The organism is Kitasatospora sp. NPDC059462 (assembly GCF_042749955.1).
Lineage (GTDB): Bacteria > Actinomycetota > Actinomycetes > Streptomycetales > Streptomycetaceae > Kitasatospora.
On the sequence record NZ_JBHYUU010000095.1, the window covers coordinates 17,874 to 31,799 of the forward strand.

The 13,926-nt window shown below is 74.0% G+C and carries 15 protein-coding genes; 10 read left to right on the forward strand and 5 right to left on the reverse strand.

Features of this window, described 5'->3' with window-relative positions:
• Positions 1–107 precede the first annotated feature (107 nt).
• Together ACFXAM_RS22890 and ACFXAM_RS22895 are read right to left on the reverse strand one after the other, a co-directional pair.
• Positions 108–341: a DUF397 domain-containing protein gene (locus tag ACFXAM_RS22890; RefSeq protein ID WP_380294067.1), complete on the reverse strand. Its 234-nt coding sequence runs from the start codon at positions 339–341 to the stop codon at positions 108–110.
• On the reverse strand, positions 338–1,198 hold the full coding sequence (locus ACFXAM_RS22895; RefSeq protein ID WP_380294069.1) for a helix-turn-helix domain-containing protein: 861 nt from the start codon (positions 1,196–1,198) through the stop codon (positions 338–340). The genes ACFXAM_RS22890 and ACFXAM_RS22895 overlap by 4 nt, the downstream gene beginning before the upstream one ends.
• Before the next feature lie 170 nt (positions 1,199–1,368).
• On the opposite strand from ACFXAM_RS22895, the gene ACFXAM_RS22900 reads away from it, so the two are divergent.
• The 3 genes from ACFXAM_RS22900 (at position 1,369) to ACFXAM_RS22910 (ending at position 3,360) form a co-directional block, all read left to right on the forward strand.
• Complete coding sequence (locus ACFXAM_RS22900) at positions 1,369–1,797, forward strand: ATP-binding protein (protein WP_380294071.1); 429 nt, start codon at positions 1,369–1,371, stop codon at positions 1,795–1,797.
• A gap of 91 nt (positions 1,798–1,888) precedes the next feature.
• Entirely contained in the window at positions 1,889–2,698 is an 810-nt protein-coding gene (locus ACFXAM_RS22905; protein WP_380294073.1) for an alpha/beta fold hydrolase, read from the forward strand.
• A gap of 62 nt (positions 2,699–2,760) precedes the next feature.
• Positions 2,761–3,360, forward strand: coding sequence for a hypothetical protein (locus tag ACFXAM_RS22910; RefSeq protein ID WP_380294075.1), 600 nt, complete (start codon positions 2,761–2,763; stop codon positions 3,358–3,360).
• 19 nt (positions 3,361–3,379) lie between these two features.
• Here the strand turns inward: ACFXAM_RS22910 and ACFXAM_RS22915 are convergent, their stop codons facing one another.
• The 3 genes from ACFXAM_RS22915 to ACFXAM_RS22925 all read right to left on the reverse strand — a co-directional run bounded on the left by ACFXAM_RS22915 (position 3,380) and on the right by ACFXAM_RS22925 (position 6,740).
• Positions 3,380–4,612 (reverse strand): hypothetical protein, encoded by a 1,233-nt coding sequence (locus ACFXAM_RS22915; protein WP_380294077.1) that lies wholly within the window; start codon positions 4,610–4,612, stop codon positions 3,380–3,382.
• A 78-nt stretch (positions 4,613–4,690) separates the two neighbouring features.
• A complete protein-coding gene (locus ACFXAM_RS22920) occupies positions 4,691–5,839 on the reverse strand; it encodes a serine hydrolase domain-containing protein (RefSeq protein WP_380294079.1) in 1,149 nt (382 codons plus the stop codon).
• 118 nt (positions 5,840–5,957) lie between these two features.
• Positions 5,958–6,740 (reverse strand): TetR/AcrR family transcriptional regulator, encoded by a 783-nt coding sequence (locus ACFXAM_RS22925; RefSeq protein ID WP_380294080.1) that lies wholly within the window; start codon positions 6,738–6,740, stop codon positions 5,958–5,960.
• Between the two features lie 109 nt (positions 6,741–6,849).
• Here ACFXAM_RS22925 and ACFXAM_RS22930 point away from each other — a divergent pair, with 109 nt between their 5' ends.
• The 7 genes from ACFXAM_RS22930 (at position 6,850) to ACFXAM_RS22960 (ending at position 13,757) form a co-directional block, all read left to right on the forward strand.
• Entirely contained in the window at positions 6,850–7,914 is a 1,065-nt protein-coding gene (locus ACFXAM_RS22930; protein WP_380294081.1) for an ATP-binding cassette domain-containing protein, read from the forward strand.
• The gene (locus ACFXAM_RS22935; protein ID WP_380294082.1) at positions 7,911–8,735 is read left to right on the forward strand and encodes an ABC transporter permease; all 825 of its coding nucleotides are present in this window, start codon (positions 7,911–7,913) and stop codon (positions 8,733–8,735) included. The genes ACFXAM_RS22930 and ACFXAM_RS22935 overlap by 4 nt, the downstream gene beginning before the upstream one ends.
• A gap of 79 nt (positions 8,736–8,814) precedes the next feature.
• Complete coding sequence (locus tag ACFXAM_RS22940) at positions 8,815–9,801, forward strand: aldo/keto reductase (protein WP_380294083.1); 987 nt, start codon at positions 8,815–8,817, stop codon at positions 9,799–9,801.
• Positions 9,802–10,096: 295 nt separating this feature from the next.
• Positions 10,097–11,590 (forward strand): FAD-dependent oxidoreductase, encoded by a 1,494-nt coding sequence (locus ACFXAM_RS22945; protein WP_380294084.1) that lies wholly within the window; start codon positions 10,097–10,099, stop codon positions 11,588–11,590.
• Between the two features lie 184 nt (positions 11,591–11,774).
• Positions 11,775–12,332, forward strand: a complete 558-nt coding sequence (locus ACFXAM_RS22950) for a DUF4188 domain-containing protein (protein WP_380294085.1) — start codon at positions 11,775–11,777, stop codon at positions 12,330–12,332.
• A gap of 82 nt (positions 12,333–12,414) precedes the next feature.
• Entirely contained in the window at positions 12,415–13,098 is a 684-nt protein-coding gene (locus ACFXAM_RS22955) for a histone deacetylase (RefSeq protein ID WP_380294086.1), read from the forward strand.
• A 170-nt stretch (positions 13,099–13,268) separates the two neighbouring features.
• Positions 13,269–13,757 (forward strand): DUF1772 domain-containing protein, encoded by a 489-nt coding sequence (locus ACFXAM_RS22960; RefSeq protein WP_380294087.1) that lies wholly within the window; start codon positions 13,269–13,271, stop codon positions 13,755–13,757.
• Positions 13,758–13,926: the final 169 nt, after the last annotated feature.

Sequence of the window (13,926 nt, forward strand, 5' to 3'; positions counted from 1 at the left end):
CTCCTGCTCCCCGGGGTTTTCGGCCTCGGCTCGCGGCGCGTAGGGGGGCGCCGGGGGGGGGTTGTGTGATGGGGGGGGTCCCCACTCCCCACTCCGGGCCGGGGCGGTCAGGCGGTGAAGTCGGGGGAGCGGGATTCGACGGCCTTGACGAAGGCGGCCCACTCGGCGTGGTCGAAGGCGAGGTGGGGCCGGTCGGGGTTCTTGTCGTCGCCGAGCCAGACGTCGCCGTTGGGGAAGCGGGCGATGATCACGCAGTCGCCGTTGCCTTCGGCGGAGAAAGGGGACTTGGACCACTCGGCGTCGGCCGGGTTGTGGGCGTAGGGGTCGTGCTTGTTGCTCACGTCAGCTCTTCCAGCTTGCGTTCGAGGGCGGCGATGGTCTCTTCCGGCGACAGCGCGAACTGCTCGACGCGCACGAAGGTTCTCTCGGCTCGCTTGACGTCGCGTCCCGTTCTCCTGGGGAGCATACCGCCGATGGCCTCCACGAAGACGAAGCCTTCGGAGTGGTCGTCAGGGAACCGCATCAGGGTGATTCCTGAGGCAAGAACCCCAGGCCGGCCGGCATTCAGCGGCACCATGCGCAGGGTGACGTTCGGATAGTCGGCGACCTCGATCGCGTGTCGGATCTGGTCGGCCAGTACCGCCTGGTCGCCCGCGATGAGCAGCGCGACTTCACCGAAGTAGGCCTGGAAGTCGAGCCGGGGTTCCTCGGTCAGCCTGCGTTGGCGGAGCACGCGAACCTCGGCTCCGGCCTCGACGAGTTCGTCGTTGGGCGCGTCGACGCCCGCTGCGATCATCTCGCGCGCGTAGCCCTCGGTCTGGACGAGACCGGGGAACGCCGACGGGAAGTAGTTCAGTATGTGCGAGGCATCGGCTTCCAGCGCCAGGTACTCGGCGAAGGCCGGCGTGATGGTCTCGGCGTAGTCCAGGTCGCGCCACCACTGCTTGGGCGGGCCGTCCCCGAGCAGGCTCTCCAGATCCTCGCGATCCTGGCCCGTGACACCGGCATGGTCGAGCAGCTTGGTGAGGTCGGCGCGGCTGATCGGCTGCTGAGCCCGTTCGATTCTGCTCAGTCGACCGGGGCTCCAGCCCCTCAGGCCCGCCGTCATGTCGACGAGGGTCCTGTTGTTCTCCAGCCGCCAGGCGCGCAGCTCGTCGCCGAGGCGGATCTGCCTGATCGCCGACAGTTGCTTGCTCAAGTGGCGCTCCTCCCTTCGGGTATGGAGGTCCAGTCTCACCAGACCGGGGGCGCGCGCTCAAGTCCGTTCCAAGATCAATTAATTTCTTCGAGCAATGATGTTGCAGTTTCGATTTTGGATGCCCCACACTCAACGTGACCGAACGGACACGCTCCCGAAGGGGCCTCGCCATGTCCACCTTCCACAGACCCGCCCTCCGCACCTGGGAGGCCTCCCTCACCGAGCACGGGACCTCGGTGCGGGCCGCTCGCCGCCACGTCCGCGACCAGCTCACCTCCTGGGGCTGGGCCGGGGACCGGGTGGACGACCTCGTCCTCATCGCCTCCGAACTGGTCACCAACGCCGTCGTGCACGCCTGCCACGGGCACGGCGAAGTCCGGCTCTACCTCCAGGAGTTCGACGGCGACTGCCGGCTCGAAGTCTGGGACCCGCGCTACGACCTCCCGCTCCAGGAGCGCCGGCCGCGCCGCTTCAACGAAGGCGGCCGCGGCATCGACCTGGTCCGCCAACTCGCCTTGGACTTCGGCGTCATCGCCCGCCGGGGTTGCGGCAAGCGCGTGTGGGTGCGGGTGCTGCTCGACAGCCGCTGCCCTCCGTGACCGCCTCCGCTCATCCGACCGCCGTGACGGGGGTGTGTCACGCTGGTGGGTGGGGCTGTGCCGGTGCACGACCGAGGTCGGGAGGCTCGTGATGGCCGAGATCAGGGTGAACGGGGTGGCGCTGTACTACGAGACCCGGGGCGCCGGGCCGGGGCTGGTGCTGGTGCACGGGTCGTGGACCGACGCCGACAGCTGGGCACGCGTCCTGCCGGGGCTCGCCGAGGAGACCACCGCCGTCGCCTACGACCGGCGCGGGCACAGCCGCAGCGAGGACCTCCTCACCCAGGGTTCCGTGTACGAGGACGCCGCCGACCTCGCCGCGCTGATCGTCGGCCTGGGCCTCGCCCCCGCCTACGTCTGCGGCGACGCCTACGGCGGCCTGATCGCCCTGCGCCTCGCCGCCGCCCGCCCCGACCTGCTGCGCGGCGTGGCCGTCCACGAACCGACCGCCACCGGAACCCTGCTCGCCGACCCGGAGCTGCGCCCCCTCGGCGTCGCCTTCGCCGAACGGATCTCCGCCGTCCGCGAGCTCCTCGAACAGGCCGAATCGGCGTCCGCCGCCGAGCGCTACGTCGACACCGTCGCCTTCGGCCCGGGGGCGTGGGAACAGCTCCCCGCGCCGGTCCGCCACACCTACATCCGCAACGCGCCGACGTACCTGGACGAGTTGCGCGACCCGGACGCCCTCGACCTGGACCTCACCGCCCTCAACCGCTTCACCGAGCGCGTCCTCCTCACCCAGAGCGACGACAGCGAGCCGATGTACGGCGAGATCCTCGACCTGATCGACCTCTCGCTCCCCAAGCCCGAGCGCCACGTCTACCCGCACGCCGGTCACGCTCCGCATCTGTCCGAACCCGAGCAATGGGTCCGCACCACCCTCCCGCGCGCCCTGGGGTGAGGCGCACACAGGGGGCGTGAAATTTTCGGCGCGCGCCTGCTGACGCTCGTTAGAGTCCCGGTGTGATCATCAACGACGCGGCCCGCCTGGGGGCCGAAGCCGCCCGCCGCCTGCGGGAGGCGAACTGCTGCACCATCGCGCCCGGACTCACCGACGAGGAGTTCGACCGCATCGAGGCCGCGTACGGTTTCCGCTTCGCCGACGACCACCGGGCGTTCCTGGCGGCGGGCCTGCCGGTCGCCTCGCCCCCGCAGGACGGCGCCACCTGGAAGCAGCCCTGGCCGGACTGGCGCGACGGCGACCCCGACGACCTGCGCCACCGCCTCGACTGGCCGGCCGACGGCGTGCTGTCCTCGGTCGGCCACGGCTACTGGCACGAGTCCTGGGGCGAGCGGCCCGCCGACGCCTCCGCCGCCCGGTCGGTCGCCGAGGCCCGGCTGGCCGAGGTGCCCCGGCTCGTCCCGCTCTACGGGCACCGCTTCCTCCCGGCCGGCGGCGGGACGCACGGCCACCCGGTGCTGTCGGTCTGGGGAACGGACATCATCCACTACGGCGAGGACCTCGTGGACTACGTCCGCCGCGAGTTCGACGCCTCCTACGGCCTCCCGGCCGACTGGGACCCGGTGGCCACCGTCGCCTTCTGGCGCGACTTCGTCGAGTAGGCGGAGGCGGTCCCGCCGCTCAGGAGAAGCGGTTGAGGGTGTCGTGCCAGGTCGTGAGGGCCTGGGCGAGCTGGGTGGAGCCGGCGGCGGCCGTGGTGAGGGCGGCCATGGCGAGGCGGGCGCGGGTCAGGGCACGGGGGCGGCCGGGATCGTCGGCGGCTTCGGCGACATCGGCCACGTGGTCGAGGAGCCGGGCGCGCTGGTCCTCGGCGAAGGAACGGTCCTGCTGGACGGCGGCGGTGAGCTCCCGGAGGGCGGACGCGGTCTCGCGCCGGCCGTCGCGGTCGAGGGCGTCGATGGTGACGGCGATGTCCCGGACGGCTCCGGCGACCGCGAACTGGCTGTTGACCACCTCGCTGTTGATCGCGCCGACGTTGCCGTGGACGGTGACCGGCGCCGGCTGCGGGCCCTGGCCCGAGGCTTCGATGTGGTCGGGCATCTGCTTGTCCACCTTTTCGAGGTATTCCAGGCCGAGGGTGAGGTGGGCGCCGGCTACGGCCACCGGGTGGGGAACGGCCTGCCTGCGGCAGTACCGGAGCCCGTCGGTCAGCTGCCGCAGGCCTTGGCCGATCCGGGGGTTGGTCAGGCCGTGGTCCAGTACGGCGGTCGTCGCCCCGGCCCACGCCCGGATCGCGGGAACGATCGCGGGGGCGGTCGGCTGCCCGTCGGCCGCGGTGCGCCGCAGGGCGTGGCCGGCGGCGAGCTGTCCGGCGATCTCCTCGCGCAGGGCGCGGCCGACGATGCCGTCGCGGAGCCGTCCGTGGCGCGGCGGGTCCAGGGCTTCCGGGACGTCGAGGACCGGTTGCTCGACGGTCAGTCCGGAGTAGAGCTCGGCCAGCCACTGGGCCCGGTGGAGCGCGCCGGTGAGCGCGCGGTCGAAGTCCTCGCGGGTGAGGCGGCCGTGGCTCACCCGCGTGAGGCGTTCGCGGTCGGCGGCGGACGGTGCGAAGAGCGGCGCGCCGGGTGCCGATCCGCGAAAGGCGTACCGGTACCCGATGGCGTCGGCGCCGGGCGGGACGTGGCCTTCGACGCCCCACCGGCAGGCGATCCGGAGCGCGTTGACGGCTTCCGGCTTCGGCCGGCCCAGGAAACCGGTGGCGTTGCGGCGCAACGGCCGGAGCGCGTCGATGACCTCCCGCGCCTCCTGCGCGCGGGCCGCCATCAGCCCGTACAGCCGCCGGCGGACCAGCTCGTCCTCCTGCCGGAGGAACCGTCTGGCCGCGTCCCCCGCCCCCGCCTCCATGCCCGCCATGCCCGCCATGGTCCACCGCGCCGGAGTCCGCTGACAAGGGGCGCGGCCGACCGGACGGGCGGGCGTCCGGGCCCCGGGTCAGGCGCCGAGGGAGGTGCGGACGGCGTCGACGAGGTGGTCGGCGCGCGGGTCGCCGTGGCCGATCATGCGGTTGGCGGTGTAGGCGAAGGTGACGCCGAAGTGCGGGTCGGCGAAGGCGAACTGGCCGCCGGCGCCGTCGTTGCCGAAGCCGTGCGGGCCGAGCATCGGGCGGAAGGCGGGGGAGGGCAGGAGGAAGCCGGAGCCCCAGCGGCCGCCGAGGTCGAAACCCAGGAAGCCGGCGCCGGAGGAGACCTCGCGGGTGGCGTCGGCGACGGTCGCGGGCGTGAGCAGGGCCGGGGCGTCGTCGAGGCCGGTGACGGCGGCGGCGAGGAAGGCGGAGAGGCCGGTGGCGGAGGCGACGGCGCCCGCGCCGGGGAGCTCGATGGCGTGCAGCTCCGGGTCGTTCCAGCCGTGCGGCTCGTCGAGGCCGGGGAAGACCAGGGCGCCGTTCATCGTGACGATGCGGGTGAGCAGGTGCTCGGGGCCGGGCATCGGGCGGCGGCCGCCGGCCTCGGAGAGGCGGGCCAGGCGCGGGAGTTCGGCGGCGGGCAGGCCCAGCCAGGCGTCCAGGCCGAGCGGTTCGGCGAAGGTCTCGCGGACGTACGCGCCCGGGGTGAGGCCGGTGATCCGGCGGATCACCTCGCCGACCACGAAGCCGAACACGTGCCCGTGGTACTCGTACGTGGTGTCCGGCTCCCAGAGCGGCTCCTGCTCCTCGACCGCGCGGACGACCGGCGTCCAGGCGGCGATCTCCTCGAAGGTCAGGGTCGCGTCGAGGGCCGGGATGCCGGCGCGGTGGGCGAGCACCATGCGGGTGGTGACCGTCCGCTTGCCGCGGCGGGCGAACTCGGGCCAGTAGCGGGCGATCGGCGCGTCCAGGTCGAGGCGCCCCTGCTGGGCGAGCAGGTGGGCGGAGACGGAGACCAGGGCCTTGGCGCAGGAGAAGACCGGGACGACGGTGTCCGCCTGCCAGGGCCGGCCGGTGCGTTCGTCCGCGACGCCGCCCCACAGCTCGGCCACCTTGCGGCCGCCCACGTGGACGGTGACGGCGGCGCCGAGCTCGGGGAAGTCGGCGAAGTTGCGGGCGAAGGTGTCGGCGACCGCGCCGAAGCGCTCGTCGGCCCAGCCGTGGTGGTCGTGCTGCATGGCGGTGTCCGTCTCCCGGGTGCGTGATCGTCGACCGGGACACGGTAGGCGGTGGCCGGAGCGCGGGGGAAGCGATTAATGACGCGGTGTCACCCGGGGGCGGGCCGTGCCGCCGGGTTCAGGGCGGCGTCACCGGGGCCAGCACGGCCGTGATGACGCGGTCGAGCGAGCGGTCGAAGGCCGCGTCCGGGTCCGCGGACGGCGGCGCCGCGGTGGCGAACGCGGTGGTCAGGTGCGGGTACGCGCCGCTCGCGGCGGCGCGGCCGAGGTAACCGGCCAGTTCCGCCTGCCACTTGATGCCGGCCGCCGCCGTGCGCTCGTACTGCGCGTACTGGCAGACGAACCCGTTGAGCAGAGCGAGCGCCTCCAGGCGGGCGGTGCCGTCCAGGCCGCTGGGTTCGGTGACGGCCAGGAAGTGGTCGGTGTAGCGCAGGGCGTTGGGGCCGAGACCGGGGCGGGCGATCACCAGGCCCGCCACCCAGGGGTGCCGGCGCAGCGTGGCGAGCTGCTCGCGGGCGAGGCGGCGCAGGTCGGCGCGGCAGTCGCCGGTCGGGGTGAGGGCGGTGTAGTCGTACTCGCCGGCGACGGCGTCGAGCATGAGGTCGAGCAGGTGCTCCTTCTTCGGCACGTAGTTGTAGAGCGACATGGTGCCCGCGCCGAGCGCCGCGGCGACCCTGCGCATGGAGGCGGCGTCCAGGCCCTCCGCGTCGGCGATGGCGATGGCGGCGGCGGCGATCGACGTCCGGCTGTGGGCCGGGCGGGGGCCGCGGCCGGCGCGCTCGGGGCGCAGCCAGATCAGCTCGGGCGCCTCGCCCGGCTGTGGGGCGGGCTGTGGGGCGGGCTGTGGAACCGGCTGCTGAGCGGGGGCTGAGCTGCTGTTCGGGGACTCGCTGGACGGCATTGGTCGATCACCTCGGCTTCCCATCTTAGATACGTACGCCGTACGTAGTACGATGCGCTCGCAGGTGCTTCTACGTACGCTGTACCTAGTGAGGGGAGTGGGCAGAGCCATGCCCGACACCGTCCGGAACCATGCCGCCGCCACCGCCGTCGCCGTCGCTGTCGAGATGGCGGGCGTGGAGAAACGCTTCGGCACCACCCGCGCGCTGCGCGGCCTCGACCTGACCGTCCCGGCCGGCACCGTCTGCGGCCTGCTCGGCCCCAACGGCGCGGGCAAGACCACCGCCGTCCGCGTCCTCGCCACCCTGGTCGCCCCCGACCGCGGCACCGCCCGGGTGGCCGGCCACGACGTGGTCCGCGACCCCGACGCCGTCCGCCGCAGCATCGGCCTGGCCGGCCAGCACGCCGCCGTCGACGAGGGCCTCACCGGCCGGGACAACCTGCACCTCCTCGGCCGGCTGCACCACCTCGGCGCCCGCGGCGCCCGGGTCCGCGCGGGCGAACTCCTCGACCGCTTCGGGCTTGCGGAGGCCGCCGACCGCCTGGTCCGCGGCTACTCCGGCGGCATGCGGCGCCGGCTCGACCTCGTCGCCAGCCTGGTCACCGCCCCGCCGGTGCTCTTCCTCGACGAGCCCACCACCGGCCTCGACCCGCGCAGCCGGCAGCAGATCTGGGACGCGGTGCGGGAGTTGGCCGAGGCGGGCACCACCGTGCTGCTCACCACCCAATACCTGGAGGAGGCCGACCGGCTCGCCGACACCGTTGTGGTCGTCGACCACGGCGCCGCGATCGCCACCGGACCGCCGCGGCGGCTGAAGGCGTCGATCGGCACCCGGATCTCGGTCACCCTCGCCGACGCCGCCCAACTCGGCCGGGCCGCCGCCGTCCTGGCCGGGCTCACCGGCAGCGGTGACGTGCGGGTGGACCAGGACGAACGGACGGTCGAGGCGGTCTCCCGGCCCGGGGTGGAGGTGCTGCTGCCCGGCCTGGTGCGGGAGTTGGACGCGGTGGGGGTGGTCGCGCAGGACGCGGCGCTCAGGCCGCCCTCGCTGGACGACGTCTTCCTCGCGCTCACCGGGCACGGGAGCGTCACCGGCGCCACCGACACGCCCGCAGCCGATGCTGTCACCGCCGTCGATGCCGCCGCCGAAGCCGCCGGGAGGGCCGCCCGATGACCGCACCCGCGCGCCTGCTCACCGACACCTGGTCCTCGATGCTCCGCGTCCTGCTCGCCTACCGCCGTTCGCCCGGACTGCTGGCCGCCTCACTGGGCGTGCCCGTGGTGCTGGTGGTGGTGTTCGGCTACGTGTTCGGCAGCGCCATCGCCGTCCCCGGCGCGGGGAGCGGGCCGGGCGGTGCCACCGGCGGCTACCGGGAGTTCCTGATGCCCGGCCTGTTCGCGATGGTCGCCGTCAACGGCATCATGCCCACCATGGTCGGCGCCGCCCGCGACGTCGGGCGCGGCGTCACCGACCGGCTCCGCTCGATGCCGGTCTCCCGCACCGGCCTGCTGCTCGGCCAGACCCTCGCCGACCTGCTGGTCAGCCTGGTGGTGCTGGCCCTGCTGGCGGCGGTCGGACTGGCCGTCGGCTGGCGGATCCGTGGCGGACCCGGCGACGCCGCAGGCGCGTTCGGCCTGCTGCTGCTCTTCCGGTTCGCCATGACCTGGGTCGGCCTGCTGCTCGGCCTGGCCGTCGGCAAGGAGGAGGCGGCCGGGCAACTGGCCGTCGCGGTCTTCCCGTTGGCGATGGTCACCAATGCCTTCGTGCCCACCGGCGGGATGCCCGGCTGGCTGGCCGCGCTCGCCGACTGGAACCCGATGAGCGCCGTCGTCCAGGCCGGACGCGAGCTGTTCGGCAACCCGTCCGCCCCGGCCACCGCCTGGCCGATGCAGCACGCCGGCCCGGTCGCCCTGCTCTGGTGCGCGCTCCTGCTGCTGCTCTGCGGACCGCTCGCGGTGCGGAAGTTCGCCACCCACGGCACCCGCGGGCGCTGACCGCCCCCGTCCGTCCGACCCGCGTCCCATGGGGCGGAATGTGCTGGACAGCACGGCCGGTGCGGCTCAGGGTGGCTCCATGGAGTTCACCCACCTCGGCCGCACCGGCCTCACCGTCTCCCGACTCTGCCTGGGCACCATGAACTTCGGCCCGCACACCGAGGAGTCCGACGCCCACCTGATCATGGACAGCGCCCACGAACGGGGCATTAACTTCTTCGACACCTCCAACAGTTACGGCCGCAACGCCGAAGGCGGGCGGAGGGGTCGCACCGAGGAGATCATCGGGAGCTGGTTCGCCAAGGGCGACGGCCGCCGCGAGCGCACCGTGCTCGCCACCAAGGCCTACGCCCCGATGGGGGACTGGCCGAACGAGGGCCGGCTCTCCGCCCTGGCCATCCGCCGCGCCGTCGAGGCCAGCCTGCGCCGGCTCGGCACCGACCACATCGACCTCTACCAGATGCACCACATCGACCGGGACACGCCCTGGGAGGAGATCTGGCAGGCGATGGAGGTCCTGGTCGCCCAGGGCAAGATCATCTACGTCGGCTCCAGCAACTTCGCCGGCTGGCACATCGCCCAGGCCCAGGAGGCCGCCCGCAGCCGTCACTTCCTCGGCCTGGTCAGCGAGCAGTCCCTCTACAACCTGCTCGACCGCACCATCGAGCTGGAGGTCGTCCCCGCCGTCGAGCACTACGGCCTCGGCCTGCTCCCGTGGTCCCCGCTGCGCAGCGGCGTCCTCAGCGGAGCCCTGCGCAAGGAGCGCGAGGGCACCCTCGTCCGGGGCGCGATGACCCATGCCGGCGAGATCCTGGAGGCCAACCGGCCCCGCATCCAGGCCTATGAGGACCTCGCCGCCGAGATCGGCGAGCACCCGGCCGACCTCGCCCTCGCCTGGCTGCTCTCCCGCCCCGCCGTGACCGCCCCCATCGTCGGCCCGCGCACCCCCGCGCACCTCGACGCGGCCGTCCACGCGCTCGGCATCGAGCTCGACGACGAGGTCCTCGCCCGCCTCGACACCCTCTTCCCGGGCCACAGGCCGGCGCCGGAGGACTACGCCTGGTAGGGCCGGTGCCGACGTCCGCGCCTGTGTTCGTGCCCGTGCCCGCTCCTCGGCGGGTGCGGGTGCGGGTGCCGCTGTGCGCCGGGCGGAAACGACAAAGGCAACGAGGAGTTCCACTCGTTGCCACTCTCAACTTATAGCGCACGGGGGGCCTTGCGGCAAGGGGGTGGGGGAGGCGCAGAATCGTCGCCCTGAGCCGGGCCGGGGCGGAACGGCAGGATTCGCGGAGTCCATGGCGTTTCGCCCGGATCGGTGGATGCATCGGTGGATGCAGGGGAACGACGGAACGGGGTCTTCGGTGACGGACGTGATCGTGGTCGGCGGCGGGCCGACCGGTCTGATGCTGGCGTGTGAGCTGCGGCTGCACGGCGTCGACGTGGTCGTGCTGGAACGGCGCCCGGAGCGGGGCGGGGAGTCGCGCGGGCGCGGGTTGCACGCGCGCAGCGTGGAGATCATGGACCAGCGGGGGTTGCTGGAGCGCTTCCTCGCGGTGAGCGAGAAGTTCCAGGTGGGCGGGCTGTTCGGCGGTGTCATGGCGCCCTGGCCGGACAGCCTGGACACCGCCCACCCGTACGGACTGGCCACCCCGCAGGCGGTCACCGAACGCCTGCTGGAGGAGCGCGCCCTCGAACTCGGGACCGACATCAGGCGCGGGTACGAGGTCACCGCCCTGAGCCAGGACGCGGACGGCGTGAGCGTCGGCCTGGCGGACGGCACGCAGCTGCGCTCGCGCTACCTGGTCGGCTGCGACGGCGGGCGCAGCACGGTGCGCAAGGCGCTCGGTGTCGGCTTCCCCGGCGAGCCCTCCACGGTCGAGACGCTGATCGGCGACCTGGAACTGGCCGCGGACCCGGCCGAGGTGGCCGCCGTGGTGGAGCGGGTGCGCCGCACCGAACTGCGGTTCGGCGTGGCCCCCGACGTGGACGGCCGCCCGGGGGTCGCCCGGGTGATCGTGCCGGCGGCGGGCGTCGCCGAGGACCGGGCGACGCCGCCCACGCTGGAGGAGTTCAGGGAGCGGCTGCGGGCCGTCGCGGGCACCGACTTCGGCGCCCGCGCGGCGCACTGGCTCTCCCGCTTCGGTGACGCCACCCGCCAGGCCGAGCGCTACCGGGTCGGCCGGGTGCTGCTGGCCGGCGACGCCGCGCACATCCACCCGCCGACCGGCGGGCAGGGCCTCAACCTCGGTGTGCAGGACGCCTTCAACCTGGGGTGGAAGCTCGCCGCCGAGGTCGCCGGCCGGGCGCCGGAGGGCCTGCTGGACAGCTACCACGCCGAACGGCACCCGGTCGGTGCCCGCGTGCTGACGAACACCCGCGCGCAGATGACGCTGCTCGGCAGCGCGTCGGGGCCGACCGCGCTGCGGGAGCTGTTCACCCGGCTGATGGAGGTCGAGGAGGTGAACCGCTACGTGACCGGGATGATCACCGCCCTCGACATCCGGTACGACCTCGGTGGCGGTGACGGCGGTGACGGCGGTGACGGCGCAGGCGTCGACCACGAGCTCGTCGGCCGGCGCCTGCGCGACATCCGGCTGTCGGGGGACCGCCGCCTCTACGCGCTGATGCACCGCGGCCGGGGGCTGCTCCTCGACCGCACCGGCGGCCGGCTCGCGGCGGACGCCTGGGCCGACCGCGTCGACCACGTCACCGACCCCGGCGCGGAACTGGACGTCCCCGCCGTCCTGCTGCGCCCGGACGGCCACGTGGCGTGGGTCGGGGAGGACCGGCGGTCGTTGGAGGCCGCGCTGACCAGGTGGTGGGGAGCTCCGGCGCAGGGCCCGGCGGGAGGGTGATGCCGAGGCGGACGCCCTTCGGCCCGGGCGTTCGCCAACCCCGTTGGAGCGTACGGGACTTCACCTGCGCGAAGGGTTGACCGGCCCGGTGCGCGCTGGTGTAATCACCGCTTACATCGGCCTCTACCCGCGGGTAGCAAGCGCGGCGGGAGGGCCGGAGGGAGCCGACCGGCTGGGGGCAGACGTGTTCGCGAAACCGACTCCGGGCTTCACCACCGCGGCCGCGACGGGGGAGACCGTCGTCCTGCTCATCGGGATGCGGATCAACCGGTTCTGGGCCGTCCACCAGTGGCTGCCGGTGATGCTCGCGATGTTCCGGATGCTCCACGAGCTGGCCGGGGCCCCGGAGCGCGGGCTGCGCGGAAGGGTCCTGCTGACCGGCTCGCCGCGCACCTACTACGTGGTCCAGTACTGGGAGTCCAAGGAGAAGCTGTACCGGTACGCGGGCGCGCCGGACGCCTTCCACCACCGGGTGTGGAAGATCGCCAACCGGAAGCTCAAGGACGGCCGGCTGCGCGGGCGGGTCGGGCTCTGGCACGAGGCGTACGTCGTGCCGGAGGGGTCGTACGAGTGCGTGTACTTCGACATGCCGCCGTTCGGGCTCGCGGGTGCGACCGGGGTGCTGCCGGTGGAGAGCCGCGGGCGCAGCGCCAGGCAGCGGTTCGCCTTCCGTTCGGACGACGCGACGGCGGGGGCGGCGGGGGCGTCAGGGGCGGCGGGGGCGGCGGGGGCGGCGCACTGACCGGACCGGCGACCGACCGGGTGGGCAGGTCGCCGGGTGTCCGGGCCGGTGCGGACGGGCGGGTCGGGTAGCGTCACCGGCCGTGGAGGAGATCCGACCGTTCGCCGGCCCGCCGCCGCCCGGTCGCGCGCCGGCCGTACCGCCGCTGATCTGGTACGCCGCGTACGGCTCGAACATGCACGCCGAGCGGCTGGCCCGCTACCTGCACGGCGGGCGGCCCGCCGAGGGCGAGCGGGACTACCCCGGCTGCCGGGACGCCCGCCTGCCGGAGCGGTCGGCGACGGTGCGCCTGCCCGGGCTGCTCTACTTCGCCCTGGAGTCGCGGACCTGGGGCGGCGGGATGGCCTTCTACGACCCCCGTCGGCGCGGTTCCGCCCCGGCCCGGGCCTATCTGCTGACCATCGGGCAGTTCAGCGACATCGCCGCCCAGGAGATGGGCGACGGGCCGGGCGCCGACCTCGATCTGGCCGCCGTGCTGCGGACCGGCCGCGACCCGCAGGGGCCCGGCCGGTACCAGACCCTGGTGTGCCCCGGAACGCTGGACGACGTGCCCGTGGTGACCTTCACCGCCCCGTGGACGCTGGCCGAGGCCCGGCTGAACGCCCCGCGCGCCCGGTATCTGCGCAATCTCGCCGCCGGACTGACCGACGCGCACGGCTGGTCGCCGCGCCGCACGGCCGCCTATCTGAGCACCCGCCCGGGCGCCGCCGGGCACTGGACCGTCGACGCCCTGCTCGCCGCGCTCGCCGGGCGCACCGGAGGCTGACCCTCCGCAGCGGGTTCCGGCCGCCGAGCCATGACCATTCGTCATCCTCATTGCCCTATCGGCCAATTCGGTGGGCAATCGGCCGTTCGATGACGGATGATCGGCAGCGCGGGGCCGCTTCGACCGGGCGGCACCGGCCGAGCGGACGGGGGCAGGACGGCATGGAGGCGATGCGGGTCTTCGCACTGGTGGCGGCGACCGTCACCACCGGACTGACCTCCGGACTCTTCTACACCTACGCCTCGGTGACACCGGGGCTGCGCACCGCCGACAGCCTGGTCGTCGTCCAGGTGATGCAGCGGCTCAACGTGGCGGTCCTCAACGGGTGGTACCTGCTGGGCTTCGTCGGCACGCTGGTCTTCACCGGCCTGGCGGTCGTGCTGCACCTGCCGAGCGACGGGCACCGGGTGCTGCCGGCGGTGGTCGGGGCGCTGGTCTGCTACACCGGTTCCCTGGTGGCGACCAGGGTGGTCAACCTGCCGCTGAGCCAGGCGCTGGCGGAGGCGGGCGAGCCGGGCCGGCCGGAGTACGCGGAGCCGGACGCCCCGTCCGGGGCCCGGCGGATGCGGTGGAGCGCGGCGCGGGCGCTGCTGTCCACGGCGGCGCTCGGCTGCCTCTGCTGGGCACTGGTGATGCACAGCAACGTCGGGCCGAACTGAGGCCGGACCGGGGCCCGCGGGGCGGGCGGCGTCCGGGGAAGCGTCGGCCGCGGCCTCCCCGGCCGGGGAGGCGCCGACGCCGTGGCGACGGTGTTTCAGCCCGCCGCCAGCACCACCGTGGTCGGCCCGGGCGCACTCGCCGCAGCGTCTCCCGCCACCGCCTCCCCGG